At 74.9% G+C, this 15,928-nt stretch carries 15 protein-coding genes; 8 read left to right on the forward strand and 7 right to left on the reverse strand.

Features of this window, described 5'->3' with window-relative positions; genetic code table 11:
• Positions 1-105 precede the first annotated feature (105 nt).
• The 7 genes from ACPFP2_RS13195 (at position 106) to ahcY (ending at position 8,119) form a co-directional block, all read left to right on the forward strand.
• Entirely contained in the window at positions 106-1,200 is a 1,095-nt protein-coding gene (locus ACPFP2_RS13195) for a hypothetical protein (protein WP_424089370.1), read from the forward strand.
• Positions 1,201-1,269: 69 nt separating this feature from the next.
• On the forward strand, positions 1,270-2,652 hold the full coding sequence (locus ACPFP2_RS13200; protein WP_424089372.1) for a phosphomannomutase/phosphoglucomutase: 1,383 nt from the start codon (positions 1,270-1,272) through the stop codon (positions 2,650-2,652).
• 62 nt (positions 2,653-2,714) lie between these two features.
• The gene (locus tag ACPFP2_RS13205) at positions 2,715-2,900 is read left to right on the forward strand and encodes a Trm112 family protein (RefSeq protein WP_088963849.1); all 186 of its coding nucleotides are present in this window, start codon (positions 2,715-2,717) and stop codon (positions 2,898-2,900) included.
• Positions 2,897-4,093: an SIS domain-containing protein gene (locus ACPFP2_RS13210; RefSeq protein ID WP_424089375.1), complete on the forward strand. Its 1,197-nt coding sequence runs from the start codon at positions 2,897-2,899 to the stop codon at positions 4,091-4,093. The genes ACPFP2_RS13205 and ACPFP2_RS13210 overlap by 4 nt, the downstream gene beginning before the upstream one ends.
• A gap of 76 nt (positions 4,094-4,169) precedes the next feature.
• Positions 4,170-5,159 (forward strand): cation diffusion facilitator family transporter, encoded by a 990-nt coding sequence (locus ACPFP2_RS13215; RefSeq protein ID WP_424089377.1) that lies wholly within the window; start codon positions 4,170-4,172, stop codon positions 5,157-5,159.
• Positions 5,160-5,161: 2 nt separating this feature from the next.
• Complete coding sequence (gene manA, locus ACPFP2_RS13220) at positions 5,162-6,325, forward strand: mannose-6-phosphate isomerase, class I (RefSeq protein WP_424089378.1); 1,164 nt, start codon at positions 5,162-5,164, stop codon at positions 6,323-6,325.
• A 306-nt stretch (positions 6,326-6,631) separates the two neighbouring features.
• Entirely contained in the window at positions 6,632-8,119 is a 1,488-nt protein-coding gene (gene ahcY, locus ACPFP2_RS13225; RefSeq protein ID WP_424089380.1) for an adenosylhomocysteinase, read from the forward strand.
• Positions 8,120-8,275: 156 nt separating this feature from the next.
• Here the strand turns inward: ahcY and ACPFP2_RS13230 are convergent, their stop codons facing one another.
• Complete coding sequence (locus ACPFP2_RS13230; protein ID WP_424089382.1) at positions 8,276-8,527, reverse strand: hypothetical protein; 252 nt, start codon at positions 8,525-8,527, stop codon at positions 8,276-8,278.
• Positions 8,528-8,529: 2 nt separating this feature from the next.
• The gene (locus tag ACPFP2_RS13235) at positions 8,530-9,534 is read right to left on the reverse strand and encodes an RDD family protein (RefSeq protein ID WP_424089383.1); all 1,005 of its coding nucleotides are present in this window, start codon (positions 9,532-9,534) and stop codon (positions 8,530-8,532) included.
• A gap of 41 nt (positions 9,535-9,575) precedes the next feature.
• On the opposite strand from ACPFP2_RS13235, the gene ACPFP2_RS13240 reads away from it, so the two are divergent.
• Positions 9,576-10,607, forward strand: coding sequence for a stage II sporulation protein M (locus tag ACPFP2_RS13240; protein ID WP_424089385.1), 1,032 nt, complete (start codon positions 9,576-9,578; stop codon positions 10,605-10,607).
• 9 nt (positions 10,608-10,616) lie between these two features.
• Here the strand turns inward: ACPFP2_RS13240 and ACPFP2_RS13245 are convergent, their stop codons facing one another.
• The 5 genes from ACPFP2_RS13245 to ACPFP2_RS13265 are packed head-to-tail and all read right to left on the reverse strand — an operon-like array spanning position 10,617 to position 15,760.
• Entirely contained in the window at positions 10,617-11,927 is a 1,311-nt protein-coding gene (locus ACPFP2_RS13245; protein WP_424089387.1) for a DUF58 domain-containing protein, read from the reverse strand.
• Positions 11,924-12,916 (reverse strand): AAA family ATPase, encoded by a 993-nt coding sequence (locus ACPFP2_RS13250; RefSeq protein ID WP_424089389.1) that lies wholly within the window; start codon positions 12,914-12,916, stop codon positions 11,924-11,926. Before ACPFP2_RS13250 ends, ACPFP2_RS13245 begins: the two co-directional genes overlap by 4 nt.
• Positions 12,913-14,319 carry a DUF4350 domain-containing protein gene (locus ACPFP2_RS13255; protein ID WP_424089390.1) on the reverse strand — a complete coding sequence of 469 codons (1,407 nt, stop codon included), beginning with the start codon at positions 14,317-14,319 and terminating at the stop codon, positions 12,913-12,915. The genes ACPFP2_RS13250 and ACPFP2_RS13255 overlap by 4 nt, the downstream gene beginning before the upstream one ends.
• Complete coding sequence (locus ACPFP2_RS13260; protein ID WP_424089392.1) at positions 14,316-14,912, reverse strand: DUF4129 domain-containing protein; 597 nt, start codon at positions 14,910-14,912, stop codon at positions 14,316-14,318. Before ACPFP2_RS13260 ends, ACPFP2_RS13255 begins: the two co-directional genes overlap by 4 nt.
• Positions 14,909-15,760, reverse strand: a complete 852-nt coding sequence (locus ACPFP2_RS13265; protein WP_424089394.1) for a hypothetical protein — start codon at positions 15,758-15,760, stop codon at positions 14,909-14,911. Before ACPFP2_RS13265 ends, ACPFP2_RS13260 begins: the two co-directional genes overlap by 4 nt.
• Positions 15,761-15,928: the final 168 nt, after the last annotated feature.

Genomic DNA, 15,928 nt, shown 5'->3' on the forward strand with positions numbered 1-15,928 from the left:
AGGGTAATGCCGCACACATGTGGAGCGTTCAATGGGCGAGGGACCCGGTGACCCGGTAGTAGCCTGACCGCCGGACCCCGGTGGGGCAGAGACGGTGAGGTGGAGATGTCGGTGCGTCGGCACCTGGCGCGCCTGGTGACGGCGGGCGCGCTGCTGGGCGGCCTGCTGGTCGTCGGCGCCGCTCCCGTGTACGCGGACTCCGATCGGGTCGGGGTCCGCGCGGCGAGCAGCTTCGCCGCCGGTGGCTCTCCCGGCGGCGTCTCCCTGGAGGTGCGCAGGCGTACGGACGGGTGCGTGCTGCTGCGCAGTTCGCTCGGGCTGCGCCTGACGGGATTGAACCCCGACCGGGTGCGGGTACAGGTGAACGTCGGAGGCCGCTGGTTCCCGGTGTCGGTCTCCGGTGGGGGTGGCAGCGTGGCCACCGCCCGTACCTCGCCGGCCGATGCGACGTTGTGCAAGGGGAAGAGCATCACCGTCCGGTACCGGGTCGCGTTCCTCGCGGGCGCACCCGCGGGCCGGTTGGAGGTGGTCGGCGAGGCGACGACCGCGGCCGGCCGGCTCATCGGCCGCGCCGTGGACACCTCCCGGGTCGGTGGTCGGGCCGCCGCCTCCCCGACGCCGAGCAGCAGGCCCACCCCGACCCCCAGCCCGAGCGCGATCGAGACCCTCGCCACGGACGAGCCGAACCAGGCCGTCCCGGCCGCCCCGACCACCGGCCAGGCCACCGCCGCTGCCGAAGAGTCCTCCGGAGGATCCATGCTCATGTGGTTCGGCATCGCCCTGGTCGCCGTCGGCGTCGGGCTGATCGCCCTCCTCGTCCGCAACAACCGCAAGGACCGCTCGCACGTCGAGGAGCCGTCGGCCCACCCGGGTGTGCCGCTGCCGCGCAACCCCGGTCCGACCACCTACCGCTCCGGCGGCGGGCTGCCGGGCGGCACCCCCGCGCCGACCGGCCAGGTGTACGGCCAGCAGGCCGCTCCCGCGCCCCGCTCCGGCGGTCTCTACGGCAGCCCCGGCGCGTACCCGACGGTCAACCCGGCGTCCCGCCCGACCGGCGGCGTGTACGGCGCCCCGGCCGCGCCGGACCGCCCGCACCCGGCGCCGCAGCGGCCCACCTCGGCGCCGCCCGCCCCGCAGACCCCGCCTCCGGCGGCTTCGGGCGGCGACGCGACGACGGTGATGCCCCGCCTGCCCGGCTAGGACGGGACGGACCCGTCCGCTCCGTTACGCTCAGGTTCGTTGACGACCTGCTGGCGAGGAGCGAAACCGGTGTCTGACCTGTCCCAGATCGTGAAGGCGTACGACGTCCGGGGGACGGTGCCCGACCAGTGGGACGAGCGTACGGCCGAGGCCCTCGGGGCCGCGTTCACCCAGGTCCTCGACGCCGCCGGTGAGCCGGGCGAGGCGGTGCTGATCGCGCACGACATGCGGGCCACCGGTCCGGGCCTGGCGGCGGCCTTCGCGGCCGGCGTCCGGGCCGAGGGGCGGCGCGTGATCGAGCTGGGGTTGGCCTCCACCGACATGCTCTACTACGCCTCCGGCGCGCTGGACCTGCCCGGGGCGATGTTCACCGCCAGCCACAACCCGGCGCAGTACAACGGCATCAAGATGTGTCGCTCCGGCGCTCGTCCCATCGGGCAGGACAGCGGCCTGGCCGACATCCGGGACCGGGCCCGGGCCCTGCTGGACCGCGGTGAGCGTCCGGCCGGTGAGCCGGTGGCCCCGGCCGAGCGGCGGGACCTGCTCGCCGACTACGCCGCCCACCTGCGCAAGCTGGTCGACCTGTCGACCATCCGGCCGCTGAAGGTGGTCGTGGACGCGGGCAACGGCATGGGTGGGCACACGGTGCCCACGGTGCTCGGTGACGCCGCCCTGCCCGCCCTGCCGTTGGAGATCGTGCCGCTCTACTTCGAGCTGGACGGCACCTTCCCCAACCACGAGGCGAACCCCCTGGACCCGAAGAACCTGGTGGACCTGCAGCGTGCCGTGGTCGCGCACGGCGCGGACATCGGCCTGGCCTTCGACGGGGACGCCGACCGCTGCTTCGTCGTCGACGAGCGGGGCGAGCCGGTCTCCCCGTCGGCGATCACCGCCCTGGTCGCGGCCCGGGAGCTGGCCAAGCACCCCGGCTCCACGGTGATCCACAACCTGATCACCTCCCGCGCGGTGCCGGAGATCATCCGGGAGCACGGGGGCGAGCCGGTGGTGGCCCGGGTCGGGCACTCCTTCATCAAGGCCGAGATGGCCCGGACCAATGCGATCTTCGGCGGCGAGCACTCCGCGCACTACTACTTCCGCGACTTCTGGTTCGCCGACACCGGCATGCTCGCCGCCATGCACACGCTGGCCGCGCTGGGCGAACAGTCCCAGCCGCTGTCGGTCCTGGCCGGCGTCTTCGAGCGGTACGTCGCCTCCGGTGAGATCAACTCCACGGTCGCGGACCAGGCGGCGAAGGTCGCCGAGGTGCGCGCCGCGTACCCGGAGGCGGAGGTCGACGAGCTGGACGGGCTGACCCTGCGCTTCCCCGACGGGGCGTGGTTCAACCTGCGCGCCTCCAACACCGAGCCGTTGCTGCGGCTCAACGTCGAGGGCCCGACCGAGGAGCGGATGATCTCGCTGCGCGACGAGGTGCTGGAGCGGGTTCGCCGATAAGATCCCCAGCGCCGGTCGGCACCGCCGGCCGACGACGACCGCACAGTGGAAGGAGCCGCACCGTGGCCCTGGACCCGCAGTTGCTCGAGATCCTCGCCTGCCCGGACACACACCACGCCCCGCTCGACTACGACGCGCAGGCGCAGACCCTGACCTGCACCGAGTGCGGCCGCGTCTTCGAGGTCCGCGACGACGTGCCGGTGCTGCTGCTGGACGAGGCGCGCGGCGGGCCGGAGGCGCAGCGGTGATGGACGGGACGGCCGGCGTCCGCGGCCGGCGGGTGGCCGACGAGAGCGTGCTGGACGACCCGGACACCTTCGCCGAGCAGGACCCGGGCGGCATGCTGCGCTTCACCGCCTCCGCGGGCGCCCAGGTACGCGAGTCGGCGGCCCTGGCCGCCGAGGCGAACCTGCAACTGCTGGAGGACGAGGGCCGCCCCCGCGCGGTCGTCATCGCCGGCATCGGCACCGCCGGGCGTACCGGTGACGTGCTCGCCACGGTCGCCGGGCCGCGCTGCCCGGTGCCGGTGATCCCGCACCGCAGCGCCGGCGTGCCCGGCTGGGTCGGCGCGGCCGACGTGGTGATCGCGGTCAGCGCCTCCGGCCGCAGCCCCGAGGCGCTGGGCGCCGCCGAGGCCGCGCAGCGTCGGGGGGCCCGCCTGGTCGCGGTCGGCGCGCCGGACTCGCAGCTGCAGTCGGTGGCGGAGCGGGCCCGTGCGCCGTTCATCCCGGTGCCTCGGCGCGCCCCGGCCCGGGCCAGCCTCTGGGCGCTCACCGTGCCGGTCCTGCTGGCCGCCCGTACGCTCGGCCTCGTGAAGGTCAACGAGGCGGATCTGGCGGAGACCGCGGCCCGGCTGGACGCCGACGCCGACCGGTGCCGTCCGACCGCCGAGTCCTTCGTCAACCCGGCGAAGTCGCTGGCGCTGGGGCTGGCCGGGTCGATCCCGATCGTCTGGGGGTCGTCCCCGCTGGCCACGGTCGCGGCGCGACGCTTCGGCGACACCCTCTCGGCCAACGCCCGCTACCCGGTGGTGACCGGGGCGCTCGGTGAGGCCGGCCGAGGGCGGGTCGGCCTGCTCGACGGTGCGTTCGGCGGGCTGGTCGAGTCGACGCGGGACATCTTCGCCGACCCGGCCGACGTCGAGGCCGACCCGACCCGGCTGCGGTTGGTGCTGCTGCGCGACGGTGGCCTGAACGCGGAGGACGACACCGACGAGCCGCTCGCCGTCGAGGAGCGCCGCGCCGACGCGGTGCAGACCCTCGCCGAGCGACGCGGGGTGCGCTGCGACGTGGTGACCGCCGAGGGCGGCTCCGCGCTGGAGCGGCTCGCCTCGCTGGTCGCGGTGCCCGACTTCGCCTCGATCTACCTCGCTCTGGCCCACGGCCTGGACCCGATGGCGGTCCCGGCGATCACGGAAATGAAGGAGCTGGCAAACCAGTGAGCGACCGTAGGGAGCGAACTACTCGGCTCAGCAGTGCGGCGCCTCGCGCCGCCGCGCAGCGGAGCGGAGCGGCGGCGTGAGTGCCAATGGCGGGACGAAGGCGATCGTCGCCGCCTTGCTGGCCAACGTCGGCATCGCCGTCACCAAGTTCATCGCCTTCCTGCTGACGGGTTCGTCGTCGATGCTGGCGGAGTCGATCCACTCGGTGGCCGACTCCGGCAACCAGGGTCTGCTGCTGCTCGGCGGTAAGCGGGCCAAGCGGGAGGCCACCCCGCAGCACCCCTTCGGATACGGCCGGGAGCGCTACGTCTACGCGTTCATCGTGTCGATCGTGCTGTTCACCGTCGGTGGCCTGTTCGCCCTGTACGAGGCGTACCACAAGTGGTCGCACGCGGAGGGCATCACCAGCTGGCAGTGGGTGCCGATCGTGGTGCTGGTGGCCGCGATCATCATGGAGTCGTTCTCGTTCCGGACCGCCATCGTGGAGTCGAACCACGTCCGGGGCAACCAGTCCTGGGTGAAGTTCGTCCGCCGGGCCAAGGCCCCCGAGCTGCCGGTGGTGCTGCTGGAGGACCTGGGCGCGCTGGTCGGTCTGGTCTTCGCGCTCTTCGGCGTCGGCATGACCCTGATCACCGGCAACGGCAAGTGGGACGCCGCCGGCACCGCGATGATCGGTGTGCTGCTGGTGACGATCGCGATCATCCTGGCCATCGAGACCAAGAGCCTGCTGCTCGGTGAGGGTGCCGAGCAGCACGACGTGGCCGCGATCGAGCGGGCGGTCACCGACGGCCCCGAGGTCGAGCGGATCATCCACATGAAGACGCTCTACCTGGGTCCCGAGGAGCTGATGGTCGCCGCGAAGATCGGCGTGCCGCCCTGCGACAACACCGAGAAGCTGGCCCGCGACATCAACACGGTCGAGGCCCGGATCCGGGCTGCGGTGCCGCTCGCCCGGGTCATCTACCTGGAGCCGGACATCTACAACCCGGCAGCCGCCGCCGGGCGGGCGGACGCGGCGCGGTCCGAGGCCGGTTCGGACGAGGTGTCGGAGCGGGCCGGGAGCTGAGCGTGGAACTGCTGTACGGGCCGATTCGCGACTACGCCTGGGGGTCCCGCTCGGCCATCGCCGAGTTGCAGGGGCGTCCGGTGCCCAGCGACGGGCCGGAGGCGGAACTGTGGCTGGGCGCCCACCCGGGCGCCCCGGCCATGGTCGACCGGGACGGCGACCGGGTGAGCCTGGTCGACCTGCTGGTCGCCGAGCCGGACCACTGGCTCGGCGAGCGGGTGGTCGACCGGTTCGGCACCCGGCTGCCGTTCCTGATGAAGGTGCTCGCCGCGGACGCCCCGCTGAGCCTGCAGGCCCACCCGGACGCCGAACAGGCCCGGGCCGGGCACGCCGCCGACGCGGCACGCACCGGCGGGCACCGCAACTACGTCGACCCGTACCACAAGCCGGAGCTGCTGGTCGCCATCTCGCCGATGGAGGCGCTCTGCGGTTTCCGGGAACCGGCCGAATCGGCGCGGGTGCTCGCCGCGTTCGGCGTACCGGCGCTGGAGCCGGTGGTGGCGGCGCTGCGCGCCGGGCCGGGAGGGCTCCGGGAGGCCGTACGCCTGCTGCTGACCTGGCCGGCGGCGGAGCGGGCCGGGCTGGTCGAGGCGGTGGTGGCGGCGGACGTCGCCGGCCCGGACGCCGAGCTGGCGCGGGCCCTGGCCGCCGGCTACCCGGGCGATCCGGGGGTGCTGGTGGCGCTGCTGCTGCACCACGTGACGCTGGCGCCGGGGGAAGCGATCTGGATGCCGGCCGGCAACCTGCACGCCTACCTGCGGGGCACCGGCGTGGAGGTCATGGCGGCCAGCGACAACGTGTTGCGCGGGGGGCTCACCCCGAAGCACGTGGACGTCGACGAGCTGCTGCGGGTGCTCCGGTTCGAGGTGCTGGCCGACCCGGTGGTCACCGCGCGGCCGGTGGCCCCGGGGGTGGTCTGCTGGCCCGTGCCGGTGGACGACTTCGCGTTGCACCGGGTGACGGTGGACGCCGCTACGCCGCAGGTGCGGCTGCCGCTGCCGGGGCCCCGGGTGGTGCTCTGCCGGGCCGGCAAGCTCTCGGTGGACGACGGGGCCGGTGTGGTCACCATCGGCCCGGGGCAGGCCGCGGTGGGCACGGCCGTCGCGGAACCGCTGGTCTTCTCCGGCGAGGGTGAGGCGTTCGTCGCCACCTGCGGCACCCACTGAGTTGGCACGTGGGGTCATGGGTGACTCCGCCCGGACGACACGAGTCCGACTTTCCCGAAATAGCTTGACTCGTCGGTGGCCGAGTGTGACTCTATGGGTACGCAGCGTTGTCGTGACGAAGGTCCGGGAACGTGCGGGGGAACCAAACCGGGGGGATGCACGGGGCGGCCGGCCGTGGACGGAGACTCAGTCCACACCGACCGCCCCGTGCGCTGTTCCCGCACATTCACGGCGGTGCTCCCTGCGGCCCACGGGCACGCGCGTAAGGTGGAGGGTCGCGCAGCACAACGTTCGACAGGAGCTTCCATGACCAGCACCCTCCCGGCGTCCACCAGCGGCGCCCGGCCGAGCACCCTCGCCGAGGGCGACTACAAGGTGGCGGATCTGTCGCTCGCCGAGTTCGGGCGCAAGGAGATCCGGCTCGCCGAGCACGAGATGCCCGGCCTGATGGCCATCCGTCGCGAGTTCGCCGACGCGCAGCCGCTGGCCGGCGCACGCATCACCGGCTCGCTGCACATGACCATCCAGACCGCCGTCCTGATCGAGACCCTGGTCGCGCTCGGCGCGCAGGTCCGCTGGGCGTCCTGCAACATCTTCTCGACCCAGGACCACGCCGCCGCGGCGATCGTGGTGGGCCCCGAGGGGACCCCCGAGGCCCCCGCCGGCGTCCCGGTCTACGCCTGGAAGGGCGAGACCCTCGAGGAGTACTGGTGGTGCACCGAGCAGGTGCTGAACTGGCCGGACGGCCAGGGCCCCAACATGATCCTCGACGACGGTGGTGACGCCACCCTGCTCGTCCACAAGGGCGTCGAGTTCGAGAAGGCCGGCGTCGTCCCGCCGGTCGAGTCCGCCGACTCCGAGGAGTACGCGGTCATCCTGCAGCTGCTGCACCGCTCGCTGGCCGAGGACGGCCAGCGGTGGACCCGGGTCGCCTCCACCATCAAGGGCGTGACCGAGGAGACCACCACCGGCGTGCACCGCCTCTACGAGATGCACCGCGCCGGCACCCTGCTCTTCCCGGCCATCAACGTCAACGACTCGGTCACCAAGAGCAAGTTCGACAACAAGTACGGCTGCCGCCACTCGCTCATCGACGGCATCAACCGCGCCACCGACGTGCTCATCGGCGGCAAGATGGCCGTCGTGCTCGGCTACGGCGACGTGGGCAAGGGCTGCGCCGAGTCGCTGCGCGGCCAGGGCGCCCGGGTCGTGGTGACCGAGGTCGACCCGATCTGCGCGCTCCAGGCGGCGATGGACGGCTACCAGGTCGCCACCCTGGAGGACGTGGTCGAGCAGGCCGACATCTTCATCACCGCGACCGGCTGCTTCGACGTCATCACCAACGAGCACATGGCCCGGATGAAGCACCAGGCCATCGTCGGCAACATCGGCCACTTCGACAACGAGATCGACATGGCCGGTCTGGCGAAGCGCTCGGACGTCACCCGGGAGAACATCAAGCCGCAGGTCGACGTGTGGCGCTTCGACGACGGCCACGCCATCATCGTGCTCTCCGAGGGTCGTCTGCTGAACCTGGGCAACGCCACCGGCCACCCGAGCTTCGTCATGTCGAACTCGTTCGCCAACCAGACGATCGCCCAGATCGAGCTGTACACCAAGACCGACGAGTACCCGGTCGGCGTGTACGTGTTGCCGAAGCACCTGGACGAGAAGGTCGCCCGGCTGCACCTGGGCGCCCTCGGCGCCAAGCTGACCGAGCTCACCAAGGAGCAGGCCGCGTACCTCGGCGTTGCGGTGGAGGGCCCGTTCAAGCCGGAGCACTACCGCTACTGAGTTCCGTCCGCAGACCGGGTCGGCCGCCGCGCGGCCGGCCCGGTCTGCTCTTCGGGTACGCCCGCGCCCGGCGTCCCCCGGCGCTTCGCGCCGGCTCCCGGCCCCGACCGGCCCGTTTCGCCGACGCTCGACTCCCTCGTGGGACGGGGCGGGAGGTCAGCGCGGGCCGTTGCGCCGCCGGTCGGGGCGGATCCAGGTCCAGACGCACCAGGCCAGCCAGGTGAGCGAGACCAGGGTGGCGAGGGCGCGCAGGCGCAGCGCGCTGAGCAAGACGACCACCGCCAGCACCGCCAGCCAGGGACCGAACCCTCTCACCTGCGCCCCCCTCCGCACGACCTCGTCCGGCCCGACCTCGCCGATCATGACGTCGGCGGTGCGCCGCGTCGTCCCGCCCGACGGCAGCCTCATGCTCAGCCGAGCGTCGGCGGGCCGGTGCGGGCGGCGGGGACCGACGGGCGAACGGCGGCCGGTGTGGACGCCGGCGAGGCGGTGGACGCCGGAGTGAGCCGCGGGGCGGGGGTGAGCTGCGGGGCCGGGTTCAGCTCCGGCCACAGGCCGGCGTTCACCGCTCGGGTACGGCGTAGCCGCAGCGCCCCCCGACGGTTCCGTTCGGCCAGCACCGCGGCGAGGAGCAGCGGCTCCGGTACGCCCCGCGGCGGGGGTGGGGAGGTCACCGCCGCCACCTCGCTCCACAGCCCCTGCGCCAGCCGGGTCCGGGACGGCTCGGCGAACCCGTGCGCCCGGGTCAGGTACTGCCGTACGGCCAGCGCCAGCGCGTCGTCCATCCGGGTCAGGTCCAGCGTGACGGCCCAGCCGACCAGCGGCGGGATGATCATCGGGGCCGGACGCCACGACTGGGCCGTACGGGTGTGCACCACCATCGTGCCGGCCACCAGGTCGCCCAGTCGTCGCCCGCGCCGGTCGGTCAGCATCACCGTCACGCCGGCCACCCAGCTCAGCAGGGGCAGCACCAGGCCGGGCCACTCCACCGCCACCCCGACCAGCGCCCGGGTCAGCGACTGCCGCAGCCCGACCGGGCCGCCGTCGGCGCTGACCACCCGCAGGCCGACCGCCATCTTGCCCGGCGTGCGCCCGTGGCAGAAGCGCTCGAAGAGCACCGGGTAGCCGACCAGCGCGAACACGAGGAAGACCGTCGCGAGGCCCTCGAAGAAGGCGCCGTCGACCAGCCCCGAGGGCAGCAGTTGCGCCGCCAGCGCGCTCAGCAGGATCGCCAGCAGCACCGTCAGCACCGCCTGGGCGACGATGTCCAGCAGCAGCGCCAGCACCCGGGAGCCGAGTCGGGCGGCGCGTACGTCCAGCTCGACGGCCTCGCCGCTGACCAGGCCGGCGTCGGCCCAGGCCGGGGTACGGCCCGCCGTGCCGGTCGGGGCGGGCACCGGTGGTTGCGCGGTCACCCGCACAGTGAACACTATGAGCGCCGGACGGGGGAGGACGAGTGGATCTCGACGCGTACGTCGCCGAGCACGAACACGAGTGGCGTCGGCTGGACCAGCTCTGTGGCCGGCGTCGGCCGGACGCCGACGAGATCGACGAGCTGGTGGCGCTCTACCAGCGGGCCACCACCCACCTCTCCGCGCTGCGCAGCCGCTCACCCGATCCGGCCCTGGTCAGCCGTCTCTCCCAGCTCGTGCTGCGGGCCCGGGCCCGGATCGCCGGGCGGCGTGGCCCGTCCTGGGCGGCGGTGGGCCGGTTCCTGCTCGTCGGCTTCCCGGGGGCGGTCTACCGGGCGTGGCCCTGGTGGTGCGCGGTGTCGACCGGCTTCACCGCGCTCAGCTTCTTCCTGATCTGGTACGTCGCCGGGAACCCGGACACCGCTGCGGCGTTCATCGGCCCGGAGGCGGCGGCCGACCTCGTCGACTCCGGCTTCGCCGGTTACTACACCGAGTTCTCCGCGCCGACCTTCGCCTTCCACCTGTGGACGCACAACGCCTGGATCGCGGCCCAGTGCCTGGCGTCCGGGGTGCTCGTCGTGCCGGTGTTCTACCTGCTCTGGCAGAACGCGCTCAACGTCGGCGTGGTGGGCGGGGTGATGGTCTCCTACGGCCGGGCCGACGTCTTCTTCGGCCTGATCACCCCGCACGGGCTGCTCGAACTGACCGGGGTGTTCGTCGCGGCCGGGGTGGGGCTGCGGACCGCCTGGGCATGGATCTCGCCGCCGGCGCACCTGACCCGGGGGCGGGCGGTGGCCGAGGCGGGACGCTCGGCGATCCTGGTCGCCGTCGGCCTGGTCGGGCTCTTCGCCGTCTCCGCGCTGCTGGAGGCCTTCGTGACCCCGGCGCCGGTGCCGACCGTGCTGCGGGTGGGTGTCGGTGCCGCCGTCTGGCTGGGTTTCCTCGCGTACGTCGTCGTCCTCGGTCGCCGCGCGGTCCTCGCCGAGTCCGCCCGCGCCGAGCGCACCGACCCCTGGCTGGCCGAACTCTGGCCCTCCGCCGACCCGACCCGCGCCTGGCACCCCACCCGTCCCTGACCCGGGGGGTCAGAGTTGGCCGAGGGCCTTGAGGCGGAGGTAGGTGTCGGCGACGGTGGGGGCGAGGCGGTCGGCCGGGGCGTCGACAACGGTGACGCCGTAGCGGGCCAGGGCGGCGCGTACCCGGCCCCGCTCCGCCAGGGCCCGCCAGCCCGCCGCCGCCGCGTACGCGTCGCCGGGGCGGGTCGGCTCGGCGGTGGTGAGGCCGGTCAGCACCGGATCGTGCACGGCCGCCACCACCACCCGGTGCCGCGCGGCCAGCCGGGGCAGCACCGGCAGCAGCCCCTCGCCCAGCGCACCCGCCTCCAGGGCGGTGAAGAGGACCACCAGGCTGCGCTGCCGCTCCCGGCGCAGGATCTCCCCGGCGATCAGCTCGAAGTCCGTCTCCACCAGGGCCGGCTGGAGCGGCGCGAGCGCGGTCACCAGCCGGTTGAGCAGCGCCGGCCGGCCGCTGCCGGTCACCGTGGCCCGGATCGCGGCGTCGGCGGCGAGCAGGTCGACCCGGTCGCCGGCCCGGGCGGCCAGCGTGGTGAGCAGCAGCGCCGCGTCGATGGCGGTGTCCAGCCGGGGCTCGTCGCCGACCCGTACCGCCGAGGTGCGGCCGGTGTCCAGCACGCAGACCAGCCGTCGGTCGCGCTCCGGGCGCCAGGTGCGTACCAGCACGTCGGCCCGGCGGGCGCTGGCCCGCCAGTCGATCGAGCGCACGTCGTCGCCGACCACGTACTCGCGGAGGGTGTCGAACTCGGTCCCCTGGCCCCGGCCCCGGGTCACCTGCGTGCCGTCGATCACCCGTAGCCGGGACAGCTTCTCCGGCAGGTGCCGGCGGGAGTCGAAGCGGGGCAGCACCCGTAGCGTCCAGGTCGGGGTGGCGGGCCGCCCGGCCCGCTGCCGGAAGGCCAGCCCCAGCGGCCCGTGCGAGCGCACCGTCAGGGCCACCGCCGGCCGGTCGCCGCGCCGGGTCGGGGTCAGCCGGCCGGGCAGCACCGCCGTCGCGCCGGGCTCCACCCGGGTCACCCGTTCCGGCGGTACGTCCGCGACCGCGCCCGCCGAGGGCACCCAGGCGTCGCGCACCTGGGCGCGCAGCGTACGGCCGGAGGTGTTGGTCAGGCGCAGCGTGACGGTGGCGGTGCCGCCGAGGCGTACCGACCGGTCGCCGTCGCGGGTGGCGGTGAGCGCGTGCAGCGGGGCGGCGAGCGCCCAGTCCAGGGCGCAGAGCAGCAGCACGGTGCCGGTCATCACCGCGACGCCGGAGAGCGGATCCGGCCAGGCCGGCAGGGTCAGCGCGCCCACCAGCAGCAGGACGGCCGCCCGCCAGGTCATCGCGGGGTCGGCACGGTGGCGAGCACCGTGTCCAGCACCGCGTCCACCCCGACGCCCTCCAGCTCGACCTCCGGGCGCAACCGCAGCCGGTGCCGCAGCGTCGGCCGGGCGGTCGCCTTGACGTCGTCCGGGGTGACGTGGTCCCGTCCGGCCAGCCAGGCCCACGCCTTGGCGGTGCTGAGCAGGGCCGTGGCGCCCCGGGGCGAGGCGCCCAGCTCCAGCGCCGGGGTGGCCCGGGTGGCCCGGCACAGGTCCACGATGTAGGCGAGGACCGGCTCGGCGACGTACACCCGGCCGACCGACTCCCGCGCGGCGGCCAGGTCGGCCGCGGTGGCCACCGGCCGTACGCCCGCCGCCGCCAGGTCACGCGGGTCGAAGCCGGCGTGGTGGGCGCGCAGCACGCCCAGCTCCTCGTCCCGGGTGGGCAGCGGCACGGTGAGCTTGAGCAGGAACCGGTCCAGCTGCGCCTCGGGCAGCGGGTAGGTGCCCTCGTACTCGATGGGGTTCTGGGTGGCGGCCACGATGAACGGGTCGGGCAGCGGGCGGCGCGACCCCTCGACGGAGACCTGCCGCTCCTCCATCACCTCCAGCAGCGCCGACTGGGTCTTCGGCGGCGTCCGGTTGATCTCGTCGGCGAGCAGCAGGTTGGTGAAGACGGGCCCCTCGCGGAAGGTGAACGCGGCGGTGTGCGGGTCGAAGATCAACGACCCGGTGACGTCGCCGGGCATCAGGTCGGGGGTGAACTGCACCCGCTTCGACCCGAGGTCCAGCGCGGTGGCGACGGTACGGATCAGCAGCGTCTTGGCCACTCCGGGCACGCCCTCCAGCAGCACGTGGCCCCGGCAGAGCAGCGCGATCACCAGGCCGGTGACCACGGCGTCCTGCCCGACGACCGCCTTGGCCACCTCGGCGCGCAGCCGGTGCAGGGCGGCGCGGCCGTCGTCCGCGCCGGCGGTCGCGGGTGCGGCGGGTGCGGCGGGGTGGGTCACCGGGGGTCTCCTTCGGTCGGGTGGTCGGGGGCTGCGGTGACCGTACGGGTCACCCGGTCCAGTGACCGGGCCAGCGCCAGCAGTTCGGCGTCGGTGCTCGGCTCGGCCCCGTACAGCAGCTCGTGGACCTCGTCGGCGGTGCCGCCGGCGCGGGCGGCGACGAATGCGGCGACCTCGGCGGGCGGCGTGGTGGGGGGCAGGTTGAGCCGGGTCAGCAGCCGGTCGAGGGTGGCCGCGCGCAGCGTACCGGCGGCCGGGCCGCGCGCCCGGGCCTGCTGGTAGAGCCGGGCCCGGCCGAGCACCGTCTCGGCGGCGCGGACCTGCACCGGCAGCGGTTCGCCGACGGGTGGGCCGAGCCGGCGGGCGCGCCAGAGCACCACCAGCAGCGCGGCCAGGGCGAGCTGGAGCAGCAGCGCCCAGAACCAGGACGGGAAGGCCGACCAGAGCGGGTTCTCCTCCGGCGGCGGCCCGTCGGCCTGGTCCTGCTCGTCGCTGTCGCCGTCGTCGCTGTCGCCGCCCGGACCGCCGGGACCGCCGGGACCGCCTGGGTCGCCGTTCCCGGTGCCGCTGCCGTCGCCCCAGGTGGTGGAGCCGCCCGGGGTCGGCGACCAGGCCGGCGGGCCGCTGCTGCCGGTGCCGAAGTGCGGGGGCGGCGCGGGGCCGTCCAGGTCGAGCCAGACCACCCGGCCGCGTACGCCGAGCAGCCCGGTGGCCAGCGCCTCGTTGCCCCACTCGCCGATCCGGTCGTTGCGGAACGGGTCGCTGGCGCCGATCACCACCACGTCGGCGGCCCACGGCAGGTGGACCAGGCCGCCGGAGTAGCAGCGGCGCAGGTCGCCCGCGTAGCCGGGGGCCGCGGCGTAGCCCTGGAGTCGGGCGGCGGCGGTGCCGGCCCGGTCCGCCTCGGGCAGCGGGCACGCCCGCCCGTCCGCCTCGGGGTCGACGGCGCGGGCGGCCCAGCGACGGTCGGTGGGCGCCACCGGCAGGTCGACCGACTCCAGCACGCGCCGCGACGGGTCGACCAGCACCAGCCGGCTGCCGGCGGGCAGGTCGCCCAGCGCGCCGACGGTGTCGGCGTGCAGCAGTTCCGGGGCCGGTACGAAGAGCGTCGCCGGCCGGCCGTCGAGCGCCAGCAGCGCCCGCAGGGTGTCCGTCTCCCGCTGCACGGTGACGCCCTGCCCGCGCAGCGCCTCGGCGAGCCGGCTGCCGCCGTCGTCGCCGGTCGTCACCGGGGAGAGGAAACCCCGGTCACCCGGGTCGGGCTGGTCCACCGCGTGGGTGACCAGGGTCACCGTGACCAGCACGGCGGCGAGCGCGAACGGGATCACGACCCGGTGCCACCGGCGCCGTCGCCGGACGGGGACGGTCTTCGCGGGCGCGGGTGGCGCGGCGGTGGCGGTCATCGCGGCTCCTCCGGGTGGCCGGCGAGCACCCGGTCGAGTTCGTCGGCGAGGTCCCGCATCCGCCGGTCGTGCGCGGCCGAGGCGGGGCGGTGGGCGTACCAGACCTCGGAGAAGATCGTGCCGGCCGCGCGCAACGGCTCCTCGACCGGGGGCCGGTTGCGGGCCGCCTCGTCGGCCAGTTCGATCACGGTCAGGCCGGGGCGTTGCTCCACCGCCCCGACGGCGACCAGCCGTCGGACCATGCCGCGCAGCCGCTCCCGGACCGCCTCGGCGAAACGTCCCTCGGCGGCCAGCCGGTCGGCCAGCGAGAGGCCGGCGCCGGTCGGCGCGTCCGTTCCGCCGTCGCGCGGGCGGGGCACCTCGGCCACCGGCAGGTCGGCTGTCGTCGGGCGGCGACGCCGGCGCCTCAGCCGCAGCCGGGGCCGGCGGAACCGGGGCAGCCGGGGCAGGCGTCGGGGCACCCAGGCGGGGAAGTGGTACCAGGCCAGCGCCGCCAGCGCGGCGGCCAGCAGGAGGGCCACCGCCGCGAGGGGCAGCGGGACGACGTCGCCGAGCGCGCCGGCGGCCTCGGTCCACCAGCGGCTGAAGCTCATCGGTCGGCCGCCAGCAGGACGGGCTCGGTCAGCCCGGCGGGGGAGCGGGAGAGCCGGATGTCCAGCCCCTCGGTGCGCATCCGGTTGTCCAGGTGCAGCACGGCGTCCAGGCAGGCCAGGGCGGGGTACGCGACGGCGTTCACCGCCGCGAAGACAACCATCGCGGTCAGCGTCCGCCCGCCGGCGTCCCGCAGGTCCAGCAGGTCGAGCGAGGCCAGCCCGTAGTAGGCGCCGAGGGCGAGGCCGACCCGCAGCAGCCACCAGCCGAGGTAGCCGAGCAGCCGGATGCCCGCCGCCCGGGCCCCGTCGCGCAGCGCGAGCCCGGCCGCCCGGTCGAGCGCCCGCCAGGCGGGCACCCGGTCGAGCACCAGGGCCGCCGCGAGGGAGCCCCACATCCCGAACGCCAGCAGCCAGACCGGCCCGGCCAGCGAGGCCAGCAGGACGAGGGCGCCGACGGGCGCGGCGAGCAGCAGGGTCACCCCCCATCGGGCGCCCCGGGGGCGGAGCAGTTCGACCACGCCGGCGCGCCGGCCGAGCAGCGCGGCGCCGGCGGCCCGGGCGGCCGGGTTGCCGAGCAGCGTGACGATCACCGCCTCCGTCCCCGCGCCGACGGCCAGCATGAGCCACACCCAGCCGAAGTTGTCCAGGTCCGGTCCCCAGGTCGGCGGGTCGACCCCGGCGGCCCGCCGCAGCGGCAGCAGGAGGAGTTGTTCGCCCACGGCGAGCAGGGCGGCCAGCGGGATCAGCAGCCGGCCCTGGCCGCGCAGCAGCAGCACCGCCGAGTCGAGCAGTTCGCCCACGGTGAGCGGTCGTCGGGGGAGCACGGCGGTCGGGCCGACGTCGGGCAACGCGTACTCCTGGCGGTCTTGGTGGCGGGCGGCGGCGCGCCCGGGGATCATGGTGACACGACCGGTTCGATCCGGTGGACCCGCACGTCGCGTGAGCCGCGGCGGCGACCACGGGAAACGGTTGTTCCGCGTGGAACGTGCGGGGACGCCTCCTCCGGCAGTACGGTG

Origin of the sequence: Micromonospora citrea, assembly GCF_049629545.1 — a bacterium.
GTDB classification, from domain to species: Bacteria; Actinomycetota; Actinomycetes; order Mycobacteriales; family Micromonosporaceae; genus Micromonospora; species Micromonospora citrea_A.